The organism is Shewanella olleyana, assembly GCF_023283825.1.
Classification (GTDB): Bacteria; Pseudomonadota; Gammaproteobacteria; order Enterobacterales; family Shewanellaceae; genus Shewanella; species Shewanella olleyana.
The window spans coordinates 43,930-61,765 of sequence record NZ_JAKILD010000006.1 but is presented as its reverse complement, the minus strand read 5'-3'; the positions used below and the strand labels follow the sequence as shown (position 1 = coordinate 61,765).

Here is a 17,836-nt window from a genome sequence, read left to right as displayed (position 1 = left end):
GGCCATTTAAAAGTGGGTTATCAAAATTGAAAGCGTTTAGCTTAATCAATTCTAAAAGCGTTGCAATGTTATTTGCAGCGCTTTTTATTAGTTTTTTTATCATACCTAGCAGCAATGCTGATGAGGCAAATAATCCCGATCTTTCTCATTACGCATTTGCAAATTACATTGGTAGTGGTATTTATCGAGCATCAGGGCAAAAGGCCGCTGTTGTTAATATTCCGTTTGCGTTTGAAATTGAAGAATCTGAAGATCATATTCTCACCTTAAGATTACCTATCTCATTGGGCTTCTTTGACTATTCTTTTAATGATTTACCCGAAGGCCAACTACCTGATGGTGTTGGTACAATGACCATTACGCCAGGGATTGAATATAAATGGCTCTATGATGAACAATTGACACTCGAAAGCTATTTAGATTTAGGTTACGGTCACAACTTCTCAAACTCTAGTAATGTAGGGATAGTCTCAACGGGTATATCTGCACTCTATGAATTAGAGGAGCCCAAATACTCTCCAGTGTGGGTTAACCGCATTTATTATGCAGGGTATAAGAGCAGTATTAATGACAGCTCTGAAAGTTATTCAGTGCTGCAATCAGGTATTGATTTTGGTATTGGTCAGCATTGGGATTGGGGGGATTACACAGTAGAGCCTAGGTTGTTTGTTGCAGGGCGCTGGTATTTCAATAAGCTTAAATTTATCACTCCGTTAGATGAGGATGTTCAAACATCAAGCACTTACGAAATCGGTGCAACTTTGGCTTTATCAAAACCATTTGGTTGGGGTTGGTTTAGTACCGACAGATTTGGTATTAGTTATCAAACAGACGGCGAGTTACAAGTATGGCGACTGATTTTTGAATTTCCGATGTAGTTAATATTGACATGCAGTCCTAATAAAAAGGCATGATAATTCATGCCTTTTTTATATGTTTATAATGTGGTTCTGGGATTTCTGAAGTTTAAGGTCTTTTACCTTATTTACCCCAAATACTCGCATTAACCCCTTCAGTACTTTTATCGCTATTCGACTCTTTATTTACCGGCGTATCTTTGGTGTTAGTGTTTCTTTCAACATATGGCTTTGGTGCTGGTAATGGAAGCTTGTTAGTTTTTAGCCACAAGTATTCAACTTTATCGCGAGCCCACTCCGTTTTTCGTAAAAACTTTAAACTGGATTTCACACTCGGATTATCATTAAAACAGCGGATATTAATGCGACTGCCTAATTCTTCCCAACCGTATTTATCAACCAAATCATTGACGATTGTTTCTAGTTTAATGCCGTGAAGTGGGTTATTTGCTTGTGTCATTACTCAGACTTAATTAACTAATTTGAGGGTATTATAACATCAGCAGCAATAAAGCTGAATACGGAACAAAAAGGCCTGAACAAGTTATTAGGGCGTGTTGATCTTTCAAGGTTGTTTTTGCAGCGAATTGTTGACCATTTATACAAGGTAGAGACTTTGTGGTGTAGTTATTCTACATAAAAAGTCGATAATGCAGTAAAAATGGTCAACAAACGCTGCCCAAAGGGTTCGACTAAAAGTGTTTTACTCTTTGTTGGATGATTTTCGCTTAGATGACTAGGCATCGATCCATCCGCCTCAATTAAAACACTTTTAACTCGAACAAAATTCAACCAGCAAAGATCAACACGCCCTAGTCTAAAGCTATAACTAACGAAACATTATTGTTAAGTAGGCTTTAAAGGGGCTAATATTCAGTGTCTGAAAAATGATCAATTTTTAGGGTGGCGTTTCAGGATACTTCAGAGCAAGACAAGACCTTATGTTAAATCAATCTTATTGAGTGATTGATAAGGCTATGGAAAACAGTAGTTTATTTTAACCGTTAAAATTCGTAGCTATCGTCGGCTGGAATCGCAAAAAGCTCTTCAGCAATTGCTGAAATTTCTTGAGCTGCCTTACCCTCTGGATCTATTTCCAATACAGATGAGCCACTTTCTTCACTATCATCATAAATATTACGGTTAAAGGTAACGGCATTTAGTGCAGTCAGTCCGAATGACTTCACTACATCTTTTGCCTCCAATATTCGTTTGAATTGTGATGGTAGCGCAGGGCATTGGCTGATAACGACTGTAGCAACCATTTTAGGATTGACCATCTTACAGGTACTAAGCATGTCTTCCATGTGTGGTAAGGTTTTTAAATCTCGACGTTTTGGCCGTAATGGGATCATAACGTAGCTCGCGACTGACATGGCTGCACGCATAGCAAGGTTATCTTGGCCACCACAATCGACGATGACATAGTCAAAGCGTTCACCTAAACTCAAAAGATCGTTACGAATTTTGCCGTAGAGTTGAATGCAATTGATAGGTTTTAAATCGGTTTGGTTATTTCGGGCTTGGATCCAATCAGACGTAGTGCGTTGTGGGTCACAATCAACCATTAATACATTGGCTTTAAAGGTTTGGGTTACGTACACAGCGAGGTTTTGAGCTAAACAGCTTTTACCACTGCCACCTTTTTCTCCACCTACCAGTATTATCATAGCGCGCCCTTATTTGATGAGATACGTATAAGCCTAAATTAAGCATAGTAGAAAATAACTCATTAAATCAGAAGTATTGAAATCAAAAGTAATAAAATTTGTATATCAATAATCAGATTTTTATAAATGGAAATCTAACTTACTATTGGCGAGGTATCAAAGTAACTGCAATGCAATATGAAAACTTTGTGGGTTTGCTTCACAGCAACGGCAAACTTGCCCTTTAATGGTATTCTGTTTTTCTGTGTTGTGGTTAAAGGTAATGGCGATCAAATCTCCAAGAGCAAATGCTTGTTTGTAATCTATCAAGATACCTTTACGGGCTAAATCAATGCAGACACCATAATCTTCTTGGGATTCTCCCTCTGCATTAATCCAATGCAATAAAATGCGCTCGGCTTCCATATCAACTCGTAGTGAGTTTCGTTTTTCTTCAAATCCTGTGGGTTCATTAGACATCGCCGCGTCGCTCCGTGTTTGCTATTTTTATTGAGCATAATTAATGCACTTATTTATACTAATCACAATCAATAAAAAAAGCGATAAGTTAGTCACTTATCGCTTTAATTTATAAATACTGTCGAAATAGAACCAGCTTTAGTTAGTGGTCTAAATCTTTATTCTTTGGATAAGGGAGTTTGAGTTGTCCCCAGCGAATAACAATAACTGTACAGGCTAATACTATTGTAGATATTGATATTGCTAGGATACGCCAGTCATCCATGCCTTTCATATCAAGAATTAAGTAACGGGCGAGGGCCACAATGGCGATATATATCGGCATTCGGATCGGCAGTTTACCAGACTCTAGGTAATTGACGACCATCGCGAGTACTTCTAAGTAGATAAATAATAGAAGTAAATCAGCTAGTTCTACTGTTCTTATTTCGAACATATGCAGAATCTCTTCGCCGATAGCAAACACTGTCGCAACGGAAATAATAAATAAAACGACGTGTTCAACACTCTTTAGGCTTTTGATGCCTATTTGGCGAAGGATAGGGAGCGACATATTGATGTTATCTCTTGTTATAAATCTAATTGATAATTCAGTATATTCTGCTAGGCGCCAGTTTGCTGAGTGATCCAGATCAAAAAAGATAAATTTATATGATTTATACAATAAGCCATTGATAAATCGCAGACATAAAAAAACCGCCAACAACAATTAAGTCTGGCGGTTTTATGTTCTAACGGTATGTTGTTAGATGAGTGATTAGCGCTTTAGGCCATCATTCAACAAAGGGCGCATAATTTTGACTAATTCTGAAGTCACTTTAGGCGAACCTGCAACAACGTTACCAGAGGCTAGGTAATTATGGTTACCAGTGAAATCTGTAACAGTACCGCCAGCTTCACGGCAGATTAAATCGCCTGCTGCGATGTCCCATGGCTTAAGACCGATTTCGAAGAAACCGTCTAAACGACCAGCCGCTACATACGCTAAATCAAGCGCAGCAGAACCTGCACGGCGAATGTCAGCACATACAGGGAATACTTCACCTAGAATGTTCATGTAGGTTTCAGTGTGTTGACGTGATTTGAACGGGAAGCCAGTACCAATCATGGTATTAGCAAGTTCGTTTACGCCCGTTACGCGTAGGCGGAATTCATTAACTTTAGCGCCTTGTCCACGTACTGCAGAGAATAATTCTTCACGAACAGGATCGTAAATAACGGCAACTTCAATTTTGCCTTTATATTGAACCGCGATAGATACTGCGAAATGAGGGATACCACGAACGAAGTTGTTGGTACCATCCAAAGGATCGACTATCCATACATAATCTTTATTAGAACCACGGTTTTCACCGTCTTCTTCGCCAACAATCGTATGATCTGGGTAAGATTTACGAATTTGGTATGTAATGGTAGCTTCTGCTTCCTTGTCTACACTTGTTACAAAGTCATTTAGACCTTTTGAATCAACTTCAACTTTGTCGAGTTCAGTATAGGCGCGCATAATAGTTTGGCCCGCAGCGCGTGCAGCGCGCGTGGCAATAGTCAGCATCGGATGCATAGCAATCCCCTGGATGTTAAAGAACGAATAAATCAGCCGCGTAATTATACGCATTTTGACAGGTTTATCAAATGCAGATTTTCATATAAGGAATTAATTACAGCTTGTGTTACTATCCGCAAATAGTTTTTTAGACAATTAAAGTAGTTTCATGCTGAGTAATATACGTGTTGTTTTAGTCGGGACATCGCATCCCGGAAATATCGGTTCTACCGCTAGAGCCATGAAAACCATGGGCTTATCAAATTTATACCTTGCTGAACCAAGAGTACAGCCAGATGGTCATTCTATTGCACTTGCAGCAGGTGCAGCAGATTTAATTAAAGATGTGACTATTGTTGATTCATTGTCTGAGGCAATTGAAGGTTGCAGCTTAGTGATAGCGACAAGTGCTCGCAGCAGAACATTAGATTGGCCTATGCTTGTTCCGAAAGAAGCGGGTGAAAAGTTAGCGCTTGAGAGTTTAAAAGGTCCTGTGGCGATTGTATTTGGCCGTGAAAATCATGGCTTAAGCAATGAAGAACTGCAAGAGTGTACTTACCATGTTGCTATTCCTGCTAACCCAGAATACAGCTCGCTAAACTTAGCTCAAGCGGTGCAAATCATTTGTTATGAAACCCGTATGGCCCATTTAGCGTTAGATGAAAAAGCGACTTTTGAAGAGGAATACCCACTTTCAGAAGACTTACAACGTTTTTATGTGCACCTTGAGTCAACGTTAACCAAGACCAACTTCATTATCAAAAACCATCCTGGTCAGATTATGACTAAGCTAAAACGCTTATTCAGTCGTGCCCGTGTTGAGACCGCAGAAATGAATATTCTGCGAGGTATTTTGACTTCGATAGATAAAAAAATGCCAAAAGAAGACATCAAAAATGATAAAGAGTCGTAAGTGGCTGTTAGGGTCATTTAAAGTAAAAAATCTATAGTGGTAAAAAGAAGGGCAGTAACATGGGCGTGATAGCGCGATTGAAGGAAGATATTGAATCTATTTATCACCGCGACCCTGCGGCGAATAGTAGCTTCGAAATTTTAGTAAATTATCCTGGCATGCATGCGATTTGGATACATCGCATTAGCAATAAGCTTTGGAATGCTAAATGGCATCTGCTAGCACGATGTTTATCGACTTTCTCACGTTGGTTCACTGGTATTGAAATTCACCCTGGCGCCACTATCGGTCGTCGATTCTTTATCGATCACGGCATGGGCGTAGTTATTGGTGAAACGGCTGAAATTGGCGATGATTGTACGCTTTACCATGGTGTTACCTTAGGTGGCACCACATGGCAGGCTGGTAAACGTCACCCAACGCTCGAAAATAACGTTGTTGTGGGGGCGGGAGCGCAAATTCTTGGCCCAATCACCATGCATGATGGTGCAAGAGTAGGCTCTAATTCTGTTGTGGTTAAGGATGTGGCTAAAGACACGACTGTAGTAGGTATTCCAGCGCGTGTTGTTGCTAAACCATCTGAGCAATCGAAAGAGCAAACAGAGCGACGCAGCGCAATGGCGAAAAAGTATGGCTTTGATGCTTATGCGGTTTCACCAGATAACCCAGACCCTGTGGCAAGTGCTATTGGTCAAATGCTTGATCATATGCATTTAATGGACTCGAAGGTACAAGAAATCTGCCAAGCGGTGCAAACCATGGGCGGTGAAGTCTGCACTGAAAAGCTACCAGAATTGAACGTTGATGACTTTAATGAAGCTGAACAAGAAGCTGCAGAAAAGCGAATACAAGAAATCGATAAATTTGACCCCATTATTTAGTGATTAGACTTGAAACATCACCAGTCGATACCCATTTAAAGGTGTCGACTTTTTTATTTTTAGGTCGTCAGGTTTTCTCAGTCATCAGTTTTTTTTGACATACTGCAGTTTTATCGCATATTCGGTCAATTAATAGCGGTCTAGCATTGAATGTTGGGATATAAAAAGGTTAAATACCCCTGCAATTTTTAAGACCTTAATTGTTAGACGCGAACGAGATATAATACTTGAGTAATTTAGTGGGTTAAATACTTGACTAATTTACTCGGGTATGGTGAAATTGCCCTATAGTATATGGGAGCAAAAAACGTTATGAAACTGACATCAAAAGGTCGCTACGCAGTGACAGCTATGCTGGACGTTGCTATTCACTCAGCCACCGGGCCAGTTCCCTTAGCGGATATCTCTGAAAGACAGGGAATATCGCTTTCCTATCTTGAGCAACTCTTCGCTAAGCTGCGTAAACATGGTCTTGTATCAAGTGTTCGTGGTCCTGGGGGCGGTTATCGTCTTGGGCAAGAAGCGAATGAAATCTCTGTCGGCATGGTCGTGCATGCTGTAGACGAGTCAGTAGATGCGACTCGTTGCCAGGGAAAAGGGAATTGCCAAAGTGGCTCCCGTTGTCTCACCCATTCGTTATGGGGAGATTTAAGTAAACAGATTTCAGAATTTTTAGATGGCATTACACTTGCTGGATTAATGCATAAACGAGATGTTCAATTTATCTCTTTAAAGCAAGATGAAATGCAGAATGAGCACAGAGTAGTTTTATAACTTTGTGTTGTTGTATCGATAACAATTATATGTACGTTGTAAGTGGTCACACAGATGACTGCACAGTACGGAGTGTATGATGAAGCTTCCTATCTATTTAGATTATGCCGCAACAACCCCTGTCGACAAACGTGTTGCCGACAAAATGGTCCAATTTATGACAATGGACGGTGTGTTTGGTAATCCAGCATCACGTTCTCACCGTTATGGTTGGCAAGCCGAAGAAGCAGTTGATATTGCTCGTAACCAAGTGGCTGATTTAATCAATGCTGACCACCGTGAAATCGTTTTCACATCTGGTGCTACAGAGTCAAGTAACCTTGCGATTAAAGGTATTGCGCATTTCTATAATAAGAAAGGCAAGCACATCATCACCAGTAAGACTGAACATAAAGCGACTCTTGATGCTTGTCGTCAATTAGAGCGTGAAGATTACGAAGTGACTTACCTTGAACCAAGTGACAATGGACTTATTCCATTATCAGTGATTGAAGGTGCAATGCGCGATGACACTATTTTAGTCAGCATCATGCATGTGAATAATGAAATTGGTGTTGTTCAAGACATCAATGCAATTGGTGAGTTATGTCGCTCAAAAGGTATTTTCTTCCATATGGATGCTGCACAAAGTGCAGGTAAATTACCGATTGATGTGAAAACAACCAAGGTTGATTTGATTTCTATCTCTGGCCATAAAATGTATGGACCAAAAGGGATTGGTGCACTATACGTGCGTCGTAAGCCGCGTATTCGTTTAGAGTCACAAATGCACGGCGGCGGTCATGAGCGTGGCATGCGCAGTGGCACATTAGCAACACACCAAATTGTTGGCTTAGGCGAAGCAGCTGCTATCGCTAAGCAAGATATGATTGAAGACAATGCGCGCATCCTTCGTCTACGTGACAAGTTATGGGCAGGTATTAAGCATATCGAAGAAACCTATATCAACGGCGATATGGAACAACGCTACTGCGGTATCTTTAATGTGAGCTTCAACTTTGTTGAAGGTGAGTCATTAATGATGGCGCTTAAAGATTTAGCCGTATCATCTGGTTCAGCTTGTACATCTGCAAGTTTAGAGCCTAGCTATGTACTACGTGCATTAGGTTTGAATGATGAAATGGCACACAGCTCAATCCGCTTCTCAATTGGTCGTTTTACCACTGATGAAGATATCGAGCATGCAATTAAAGTAATTGATGACTCTATCGGTAAGTTACGTGAAATGTCTCCACTTTGGGAGATGTTCAAAGATGGTATCGATCTGGACCAAGTTCAGTGGGCACATCACTAATACATTATTATCGATAGCGATAAACGGAGCAGAATTGTTATGGCTTACAGCGAAAAAGTAATCGAACATTATGAAAATCCACGTAACGTGGGTTCATTTGATAAGAATGATCCTTCAGTGGTAACAGGTATGGTTGGCGCACCAGCATGTGGTGACGTGATGAAGCTTCAACTAAAAATCGGCGAAGACGGTATCATTGAAGATGCTAAATTCAAAACTTATGGCTGTGGTAGCGCAATCGCTTCTAGCTCACTGGTAACTGAGTGGGTTAAAGGTAAAAGTGTTGATGAAGCAGCAACGATTAAGAATGCTGACATTGCTGAAGAACTTGCATTACCGCCTGTTAAAATCCATTGCTCTATTTTAGCCGAAGACGCTATTAAAGCAGCATTAGATGAGTACAAATCAAAGCAAGACAAGTAATACCGGAGTTAAGATGGCAATAACAATGACCCCAGCTGCGGCTGAACGAGTGAAATCTTTCCTAGTTAATCGAGGAAAAGGCTTGGGTTTACGCCTAGGGTTAAGAACATCTGGCTGTTCTGGTATGGCTTACGTGCTTGAGTTTGTTGATGAAGCAAATGACGATGATGACGTTTTTGAAATTGAAGGCGTTAACATCATTATTGATGCAAAAAGCTTCATCTATCTTCAAGGCATTGAATTAGATTTTGTTAAAGAGGGCCTTAACGAAGGATTCCAATTTAACAACCCTAATGCCAAAGGTGAATGCGGTTGTGGTGAAAGCTTTACTGTTTAGCAGTGGAGCTTCGCTCAAATTTACCAACAAAGAGCATGATATCTGCCAATGAATTACTTTGAATTATTTCAAATAACACCTTCCTTTGATATCGACACCGCCAATCTTGCAGAGCGCTACCGCGAGCTGCAAAGGGCGGTTCATCCCGATAAATTTGCTAACGAGTCTGAGCAACAAAAGTTGCTTTCTGTGCAGCGTACTGCGCAGGTTAATGACGGTTATCAAACGCTAAAAAATCCATTAAGACGTGCAGAGCACATGCTGAGTTTACGTGGAATCGACATAAGCCACGAAACTACAACAGTTAAAGATACTGCTTTTTTAATGCAGCAAATGGAATGGCGTGAATCCCTTGAAGATATCAAAGACAGTCAACAAGCTGATGAATCAATTGATGATTTGTATCAGTCATTTGCTGACTTTGAAAAGACACTTTCGCAATTACTTGCGCAATTATTAGCAGTTGATACTGAAGAAAATAATTTTTCTGCAGCGGATCAAATTAGAAAGCTAAAATTTATGGCAAAATTGCAGGATGAACTCGCAAGAATTGAAGATTCATTACTAGACTAATCAATTGCGCTGTTTTTATAACAGCGTTTTATTATTTCTATTAGATGAATGTTGATTACTAAACAATTGGAATACTATGGCCCTTTTTCAAATCGCTGAGCCCGGTCAAAGCGCCGCGCCCCATCAGCATCGCCTTGCCGTGGGTATCGACCTAGGTACAACAAATTCATTAGTTGCGGCTGTCAGAAGTGGTGAAGCATTAACTTTACCTGATGATGACAATCAGCATTCTTTACCTTCAGTAGTCCATTACGGTGTGGATAGCATCGAAACTGGCGCCGCTGCGCAAGTTAAGTCTGCTCAAGATCCCAAAAATACCATAGTTTCAGTGAAGCGTTTTATGGGCCGAAGCCTTGCCGATATTCAATCAGGTGAGCATCAACTTCCCTATGAATTAACAGCCAGTGAAAATGGTTTACCTATTTTCAATACTGCAAATGGTGCGGTAAATCCGGTACAAGTATCTGCAGAAATTCTTAAGCCACTTATCACTCGCGCTGAAAAAACATTGGGCGGCGATTTAGAAGGTGTGGTAATTACCGTACCAGCTTATTTTGATGATGCGCAGCGCCAAGGCACTAAAGATGCTGCAGAGTTATTGGGCGTTAAAGTATTACGTTTATTAAACGAACCTACTGCTGCAGCCATTGCTTATGGATTAGATACCAAACAAGAGGGCGTTATTGCCATCTATGATTTGGGCGGCGGCACATTTGATATTTCAATTTTACGTCTGAATCGTGGCGTATTTGAAGTATTAGCTACAGGTGGCGACTCTGCATTAGGCGGCGATGATTTTGACCACCTGTTACAAGCGCATTTACAACAAACACTTGGACTGACTGAATTGTCAGCTTCTTTATCGCGTCAGTTATTAATTGAATCGCGTCGAGTTAAAGAGCAGCTAACAACACTTGATACCTGTACAGCATCTATCACGCTTGAAAACGGTGATACTGTTAATGCTGAAGTGACAAAAGCTGAATTTGAGTCATTAATTAGCTCTCTGGTTAAAAAGACGATAGCAAGTTGTCGCCGCACAATACGTGATGCAGATGTCACTGCTGATGAGATCATTGAAACGGTAATGGTTGGCGGTTCTACTCGCGTCCCATTAGTGCGTGAGCAAGTCGAGAACTTCTTTAAAAAGACACCTCTGACTTCAATCGATCCAGATCGTGTTGTTGCCATTGGCGCAGCGATTCAAGCGGACATTTTAGTCGGTAATAAACCTGAATCAGATTTGTTATTACTGGATGTGATCCCGCTTTCTCTTGGTATCGAAACCATGGGCGGATTGATTGAAAAAGTCGTCACTCGTAACACGACTATCCCGGTTGCCAGAGCACAAGAGTTCACAACATTTAAAGACGGCCAAACAGCAATGGCTTTTCATGTTGTTCAAGGCGAACGTGAGTTAGTTGATGATTGTCGCTCTCTTGCTCGCTTTACCCTTAATGGCATACCTGCATTAGCAGCGGGTGCTGCACATATTCGAGTAACATTCCAAGTCGATGCTGATGGTTTACTCAGTGTTACGGCAATGGAAAAGTCTACTGAAGTGAAAACGACGATTCAGGTTAAGCCATCATTTGGGTTATCTGATACCGAAATTGCCACTATGCTAAAAGATTCAATGAAGCATGCAAAAGATGATATCACTCGTCGTATGTTAGCTGAGCAACAAGTTGAAGCCTCAAGAGTGGTTGAAACCTTGAGTGCTGCATTGGCCAAAGATGCCGACTTACTTAATCCGCAAGAGCAAGCAGAGATTAACGCCGCCATTGAGCAGTTACAATTAACTGCTCAGGGTGAGGATACCGACGCTATTGAAAAAGCGATTGAAGCATTGGATGCACAAACTCAAGAGTTTGCTAATCGTCGTATGGATAATTCAATTCGAGCAGCGCTGAAAGGTCAGTCTGTCGATAATATATAGGTGATGAAATGCCACAGTTAGTTTTTTTACCACATGAAGAGCTGTGTCCAGATGGAGCAGTTGTTGAAGCCGAAGTAGGCGAAACCATTTTAGATGTAGCATTAAAAAATGGCATCCACATTGAACACGCCTGTGAGAAATCAAATGCATGTACTACGTGTCATTGTATTGTGCGTGAAGGTTTTGACCAACTTGAAGAAAGTGATGAGCTAGAAGATGACATGCTAGATAAAGCATGGGGTTTAGAGCCTGAGAGTCGTCTGTCTTGCCAAGCTAAAGTTGTCGACTGTGACTTAGTGATTGATATTCCTAAGTACACTGTCAATATGGTTTCTGAAGACCACTAGAGATAAGTTTAACGAGACTCTTTTCTATGGGTTATCTTCTAGGGTCATCTTCTATGGGGAATCTCTAAGGGTTTATTATCTAGAGATTATTTCTAGAAATTATTTTATAAAAAGAACCTTAGTATAAAAAATATCTTCGTTAGAATATTTAAAAAGGGAATAACAGTGATGTTATTCCCTTTTTTATATGTATACGATCTAGCGCCGAACAATAGTTATCTTTCGTAATCGATTAATTTACTGCTTTATGAAAAGAAAGCGTCATAATCTTCAAATTGAGGCATCTGGCCTAAACCTGCTAACTCAATAATGGCTGAACCTTAACATCACATTATGGGAAAAGGATATTTACCAAACTATACCGGCAGAGACGCAGGCAAACTGATTTGTTAATCATTTTTATGACACATCTATAGTTTAATTAAAAAGGAAAGAGGGAGAATAATTTGGATGTTAATCTTCTGCTCATGTTATCTTTAGTATGATTATGTCATTGAGTTTGTCGCTCTGATTTAATTGTATTTATTGTCTTAATATTCAACTTTTAAAGTGGGGTTATATGAAGTTATTGTTGGTCGAAGATTCTGAAGCATTACGTCGACCAGTGGTTAAAGCCCTAAAAGCTTCAGGGTTTGCAGTTGATGCTACAGGCGATGGCCAAGAAGGCTTATGGATGGCGCTTGAGAATGACTATGATGTCATCATTCTCGATATTATGTTGCCTGGTTTGGATGGTCGCGAAGTGCTTAAGCAGCTTCGCGAAGTCAATAATGAAACGCCGGTGTTGTTTCTCACGGCCAAAGACTCAATCGAAGATAGGGTCGCGGGTTTACGCTTAGGTGCTGATGATTATTTAGTTAAGTCTTTTGCTATTGAAGAACTTATCGCGAGAGTTGAAGCCTTAGCAAGGCGTAAATATCAACATCGTTCACCTAAGCTAATGGTTGCCGATCTTGTTTTAGATAGATCAGCAAAAACGGTGTTACGAGCAGAACAACCCATTGTGTTACCTTCTCAATTATATGCCTTATTAGAGTACTTGATGCTACACGCTGATAGCGTTATTTCCCGAACTCAAATAGAGCACCACATTTATGACGAACAAGTTTCTCCAACCAGTAATGTTGTAGATACTGCTATCTGTGCATTAAGAAAAGCCATTAGTGTTTCTAAAACTAACCCGCCGCTTATCCATACTCGTAGAGGAATGGGTTATATGATCAGTGCGCAAAAACCATGAAGAGTATTCGCTGCAAGTTGCTGCTTTGGCTTGTTCCTGGCTTTGTCATTGTTGCTATATTAGCTGGCTCAACCTTATATTTTACAGAACAGCGAAGATTGAAAGCCAACCTTAATAACGAGCTCAATGAGTTCTCTCGTATCATGAAGCTAACTTTGATGAGACCTGCTGCTCGTTTTGGTCCAGCAGCAGCCATAGAACAAGATTTTGCTGCTAGCACGGTATTAAAACTTAATGATGTAGAAAGTGGCTATTACCTTCAAACGTGGAATGAAAATGGTCAAACACTACGTAAATCAGCTAGTTTAGGCAGTGAGCAGTTGCCTCGTTCCCATGCTCTAGAAACTGCAAGCAGTAATGATGGTATTGAGTTCGATAGTCAGTTAAGTTTTGGCGGTGACATTCGGGTCCATTCGTTTTCATTAAAAGGCGGTCCAAGAAGACCTGCATTAGATGTTTCTGTTGCTATCAATCAAGATGATATCAATCAGCGATTAACTGCTTTCTCAATACAATTGATTGTAGGTGGGGTATTTTTTTGTGGTTTACTATCAGCAATACTCGTCTTTGCGATTAAAAGAGCGTTAATTCCTATACAGAACTTGTCTGAACAAGTTGCTAATGTTGAAGCTGGTTCATTACATAATCGGCTCATTGAAACAGATATTCCAGTTGAAATTACGCCGCTTGTCGCCCGATTAAATCAGCTATTGGCGAGATTAGAACAAAGCTTTTCTCGAGAACGTCAGTTTAACAATGATTTAGCCCATGAACTACGTACGCCATTGGCAGCAATGCGAACCACGAGTGAAGTGGCTTTAAAATGGCCTGAGCAATCTTCTACTGAGGATTTTCACTACATTGCAGAATCTGCGGCGCAGCTGCAACAGACTATCGATAGTTTGTTGTCTTTAGCGCGAATCGGAAATTCTGGTGCACAAACCTTGTCTGAAGACGTTAATATCGCCGATCTAGTTGCTGAATGCCTGTCGTTGTACACCAGCCAAATGCAAGAGCGAAATTTGGCCACTAATCAGTTAGTGAAACATGACTTTATCATTAAAAGTGACCCAAGATTGCTACGGGTTATTATTTCAAACCTAATCAGTAATGCCGCTGAATACGCTCCGACAAATAGTAAAATAAGTATCGACAGTGAAAGTCGTGATGCTGTTATTCGTGTGGTAAATGATGCTCCCAATCTTAGTCGTGATGATTTAAGTACTATGTTTGACCGACTGTGGCGCAAAGACGAAGCTAGAACGGATAGCAAACATGTCGGCTTAGGTTTATCAATTGCCTATACCGCAGCACAAGCTTTATCTCTTGAGCTCAGCGCAGAGCTTCACGGCGAACAGTTACATATGAGTCTAAAGCTTCGCAATTAACCCTCTTTATTATTGGTTTCAAACCCATGCTCATCTTCCGCTCATCTTTGCAAGTTTAAGATACCAAAAAGTTAACAACTTATTGGAGCTGGACTGTGATAATCAAACAAAAAACTAAAAGCACACTTCGTATTCTTTGTTCTGCGATATTTACTTTCTTATTGTTGGGCTGCGGAGGTAGTGATAGCGACAGTACAACAATTGAAAATGATGAAACCACTATTCCTGATACAGGCGGTGATACTGGCGGCTCAGATGGTGATGGAGATAAAGGCGATGACGACAGTGGTGATGAAGGTGAAGATGATGAAGGCGAAGATAATGGAGGAGGAACAGGAGAAGATGGCAGTGAAGAACCGCCACAAGATTTCAACCTTGGTATGGCTGCACTGAATGATACTGGGATAGGTTTTGGTTCAGATTATGATAGAAACGGCAGTGATTGCAGCACCACTATTACTGCTAGTGATAATGTAACTCCTCTTGATCAAGATTGTAGTCAAGGCCGAAGCGCTGCGGCAGATTCAGATTCAAATGGAGCAAATGGCTTCGACTTTACTCGTATTAATGCTGATGGCTCTGAGTATAGTGGCAGTGGAAATTACAACTCGGCTCCTTGGTCTTGTGTACGTGATAACCGCACCGGATTAATGTGGGAAGTAAAAACCCGAGATGGCGGTGTACGTGATGCTGGAAATACCTATCGTTGGGGTGGGCTCACTGCACTTGAAAGACAGGATGCCGAGCGAGAAGGTGATTATTACGACGACTGGAATGGCTTAATAATAACAACTAACGAAGAAAACCTTTGTGGCTACAGTGACTGGCGTGTTCCAACTAACAGCCATTTGATGTCAATCGCACATTTTGGTGCTTCAAGTCGTTCAACTAAAATTGATAATGATTACTTTCCTAATACCGTCAGTGATTTTTACTGGAGCTCGATGCCATATCGCGGCGAGCATGGGGAGTTTTATGCTTGGGCTTTTCAGTATGTATTTGGTAATAATAAAAATATTCAACGTTATCAATCTGCAGCATTACGTTTAGTTAGGATCATTGATCCTGTTTCAACATCGAGCAGCATGCAAGAAACGCCAGATGAGCGCTATACCGTTAATGAAGATGGAACGGTTACAGATTTAGCCACTGGACTCATGTGGGCTCAGTGTGTTGCAGGACTGGATGGCACGCTCTGTGATGGCGGTACTGCTGAAGCTATGGATTGGGGCGATGCGTTAGCTTATGCGCAAAGTCATGATTTAGCAGGTCATAGTGACTGGCGCTTGCCTAACAATAAAGAGTTATTTTCCCTGATTGATTTCAATACCGTTTCACCGGCGATTAATTTGAATATCTTCCCTTCAACAACTCAGGAATACACTTGGAGCTCATCACCTATGATTGAGTTTTCACAGGATTCTTGGTTTATTAATTTCAAAACAGGGTTAAATTGGTTTAAAGGCCGAAGCGATGCAATGTTAGTGAGAGTAGTACGTTCTGGCATTGACGATTTACAGCTTGCTGAGGTTGATATTCAAGAAGGAGAGGGCATCATCAGTGATGATGGTTTAGGTACGGTATCTGGCAGCATGGAACCTGTTGATGTTCACGCTCAAGTGCTGATTAATGAACAAGGCTTAACGGGCGATCCAACCGTTGGCCGCGATTTACCTAACATCAATGACGCCAAAGCCCAATTAGGTAAAGCATTATTTTACTCTAAACGCTTAAGTGGCGAATACGATACAGCCTGTGCATCTTGTCACCATCCGGTGCTTGGCGGTGGTGATAATTTATCTTGGCCTGTGGGTTATGACGCAGTCGATGTATTCCATGACTTTAAGCCCAACTTACTGGGTTCTGGTCGTTACTTTAATGGTAGTGATGCAGACGAGCTTGATGGTTATCCTGTCATTGGCCGTAACGCGCCGACAATATTTAATCTAGGGTTGATGGATCGTGGCTTGTTTTGGGATGCTAGAGTAGAAAGTGTGTCAAACACACCAGGTGCTAGAGGAACTGACGCAGGAATTATTACGCCTGATTCCGCCAATACAAGTACTGCAGATATCAACATTCCATCAGGCGCTTCTTTAGCAAATGCACAATCGCGTTTCCCAACCATTACCCATAACGAGATGCGTGGCGATGAGCCTCTTGGAACGAGTAATCAGGCTTATCGAGACATGTTAGCTGAACGATTTGTTGGCGATAATCAGTGGGAAGAGTTATTCCTAAGCGCTTTTGGTAGTAATACCATTACCTTCGATAGGATTGCAGAAGCATTAGCAGCATTTGAAGAGTCGATGGTTTTCGCTGATAACCCGTGGAAAGAATATGTGGGAGCGCTTCGAGGTGAAGCGAATAAAGATATCAACAGCTTAAGCTTTGACCAAAAAGTGGGTGCTGTTTTGTTTATGACCGCTGGCGATGAAGGCGGAGCAGCCTGTAGTCAGTGCCACTCAGGTGATAATTTTACCGATGAAGAGTTTCATGCCATTGGCTTAGGTCAAGTTGGTCCAGGGAATGGTGATGACAACCAGTTTGTCACAGGGAGTGATTTCGGACGTCAGAATGTAACGGGTGATATAGGAGATGCGTATCATTTTCGTACTTCGCCGCTGCTTAACGTTGCCGTGACGGGGCCTTATATGCACAACGGCGCCTTATCGACATTGACTCAAGTGATGGATGTGTATGGAAACCCAGGTGGTGCGATGAATAATTTACTCGGGATCAGCACCATACTTAATGCTAATGCTTCATTCAATGAAATAGGTAATGCTGAGTACTGTGAGCTAACTTCGGTAGTGGATATCATGAGTAAATATGGCGAGAGTTGTGAGCAGGTTTATAACAACATGAATCCTTATGCGTTCGACAATACTCGCTTTTTGTTCCGTCAAAGTTTTGATGAAACAACTTCTAATTCACCAGCGCCAGAAATCGATATCAACATCGATCAATCTAATACCGTAGTCGAGTTCATGGATGCACTAACTGATCCTTGTGTTACCGATAGAACTTGCTTACAGCCGTGGATTGTTGATGAAAGTAATTGGCAACAACACCCAGACTACACCAGTAACCCGAATTTGATACTGCTTGGTGAAGATAAAAATGGTTCACATTTATAAAATGGCACGATGCAGCATAAAGTTAAAACCGATTTCTTTTAGCGAGTAAACACATAAC

At 41.0% G+C, this 17,836-nt stretch carries 18 protein-coding genes; 13 read left to right on the top strand and 5 right to left on the bottom strand.

Features of this window, described 5'->3' with window-relative positions:
* Nucleotides 1-65 precede the first annotated feature (65 nt).
* Entirely contained in the window at nt 66-878 is an 813-nt protein-coding gene (locus L2735_RS05950; RefSeq protein WP_248983831.1) for a hypothetical protein, read from the top strand.
* 103 nt (nt 879-981) lie between these two features.
* Here L2735_RS05950 and L2735_RS05945 read toward each other — a convergent pair whose 3' ends face one another.
* From L2735_RS05945 to suhB, 5 genes are all read right to left on the bottom strand, one after another.
* Nucleotides 982-1,317 (bottom strand): VF530 family protein, encoded by a 336-nt coding sequence (locus L2735_RS05945; protein ID WP_248983830.1) that lies wholly within the window; start codon nt 1,315-1,317, stop codon nt 982-984.
* Between the two features lie 544 nt (nt 1,318-1,861).
* Complete coding sequence (locus L2735_RS05935; RefSeq protein WP_248983829.1) at nt 1,862-2,527, bottom strand: AAA family ATPase; 666 nt, start codon at nt 2,525-2,527, stop codon at nt 1,862-1,864.
* Nucleotides 2,528-2,683: 156 nt separating this feature from the next.
* Nucleotides 2,684-2,986: a PilZ domain-containing protein gene (locus L2735_RS05930; RefSeq protein WP_248983828.1), complete on the bottom strand. Its 303-nt coding sequence runs from the start codon at nt 2,984-2,986 to the stop codon at nt 2,684-2,686.
* A gap of 142 nt (nt 2,987-3,128) precedes the next feature.
* Complete coding sequence (locus tag L2735_RS05925; protein WP_248983827.1) at nt 3,129-3,539, bottom strand: phosphate-starvation-inducible protein PsiE; 411 nt, start codon at nt 3,537-3,539, stop codon at nt 3,129-3,131.
* A gap of 204 nt (nt 3,540-3,743) precedes the next feature.
* Nucleotides 3,744-4,547 (bottom strand): inositol-1-monophosphatase, encoded by an 804-nt coding sequence (suhB, locus tag L2735_RS05920; protein ID WP_248983826.1) that lies wholly within the window; start codon nt 4,545-4,547, stop codon nt 3,744-3,746.
* A 151-nt stretch (nt 4,548-4,698) separates the two neighbouring features.
* Between suhB and trmJ the strand changes: the two genes are divergently transcribed.
* The 12 genes from trmJ to L2735_RS05860 all read left to right on the top strand — a co-directional run bounded on the left by trmJ (nt 4,699) and on the right by L2735_RS05860 (nt 17,778).
* Nucleotides 4,699-5,442 (top strand): tRNA (cytosine(32)/uridine(32)-2'-O)-methyltransferase TrmJ, encoded by a 744-nt coding sequence (gene trmJ, locus L2735_RS05915; protein WP_153916599.1) that lies wholly within the window; start codon nt 4,699-4,701, stop codon nt 5,440-5,442.
* 59 nt (nt 5,443-5,501) lie between these two features.
* The gene (cysE, locus tag L2735_RS05910; protein WP_248983825.1) at nt 5,502-6,323 is read left to right on the top strand and encodes a serine O-acetyltransferase; all 822 of its coding nucleotides are present in this window, start codon (nt 5,502-5,504) and stop codon (nt 6,321-6,323) included.
* A 312-nt stretch (nt 6,324-6,635) separates the two neighbouring features.
* On the top strand, nt 6,636-7,097 hold the full coding sequence (gene iscR, locus L2735_RS05905; RefSeq protein ID WP_248983824.1) for a Fe-S cluster assembly transcriptional regulator IscR: 462 nt from the start codon (nt 6,636-6,638) through the stop codon (nt 7,095-7,097).
* A 79-nt stretch (nt 7,098-7,176) separates the two neighbouring features.
* The gene (locus tag L2735_RS05900) at nt 7,177-8,391 is read left to right on the top strand and encodes an IscS subfamily cysteine desulfurase (protein WP_153916602.1); all 1,215 of its coding nucleotides are present in this window, start codon (nt 7,177-7,179) and stop codon (nt 8,389-8,391) included.
* A gap of 39 nt (nt 8,392-8,430) precedes the next feature.
* Nucleotides 8,431-8,814: a Fe-S cluster assembly scaffold IscU gene (gene iscU, locus L2735_RS05895; RefSeq protein WP_102526360.1), complete on the top strand. Its 384-nt coding sequence runs from the start codon at nt 8,431-8,433 to the stop codon at nt 8,812-8,814.
* Between the two features lie 13 nt (nt 8,815-8,827).
* Nucleotides 8,828-9,151: an iron-sulfur cluster assembly protein IscA gene (iscA, locus tag L2735_RS05890; RefSeq protein WP_102526361.1), complete on the top strand. Its 324-nt coding sequence runs from the start codon at nt 8,828-8,830 to the stop codon at nt 9,149-9,151.
* Between the two features lie 48 nt (nt 9,152-9,199).
* Nucleotides 9,200-9,724, top strand: a complete 525-nt coding sequence (hscB, locus tag L2735_RS05885) for a co-chaperone HscB (RefSeq protein ID WP_248983823.1) — start codon at nt 9,200-9,202, stop codon at nt 9,722-9,724.
* Nucleotides 9,725-9,800: 76 nt separating this feature from the next.
* Nucleotides 9,801-11,663, top strand: coding sequence for a Fe-S protein assembly chaperone HscA (gene hscA / locus L2735_RS05880; protein ID WP_248983822.1), 1,863 nt, complete (start codon nt 9,801-9,803; stop codon nt 11,661-11,663).
* 8 nt (nt 11,664-11,671) lie between these two features.
* Nucleotides 11,672-12,010 (top strand): ISC system 2Fe-2S type ferredoxin, encoded by a 339-nt coding sequence (fdx, locus tag L2735_RS05875; protein ID WP_153916606.1) that lies wholly within the window; start codon nt 11,672-11,674, stop codon nt 12,008-12,010.
* Between the two features lie 559 nt (nt 12,011-12,569).
* Nucleotides 12,570-13,250, top strand: coding sequence for a response regulator transcription factor (locus L2735_RS05870; protein ID WP_248983821.1), 681 nt, complete (start codon nt 12,570-12,572; stop codon nt 13,248-13,250).
* On the top strand, nt 13,247-14,638 hold the full coding sequence (locus L2735_RS05865) for a sensor histidine kinase (protein ID WP_248983820.1): 1,392 nt from the start codon (nt 13,247-13,249) through the stop codon (nt 14,636-14,638). Before L2735_RS05870 ends, L2735_RS05865 begins: the two co-directional genes overlap by 4 nt.
* A gap of 95 nt (nt 14,639-14,733) precedes the next feature.
* Nucleotides 14,734-17,778, top strand: coding sequence for an Lcl domain-containing protein (locus L2735_RS05860; RefSeq protein WP_248983819.1), 3,045 nt, complete (start codon nt 14,734-14,736; stop codon nt 17,776-17,778).
* The last annotated feature ends 58 nt before the right edge of the window (nt 17,779-17,836 follow it).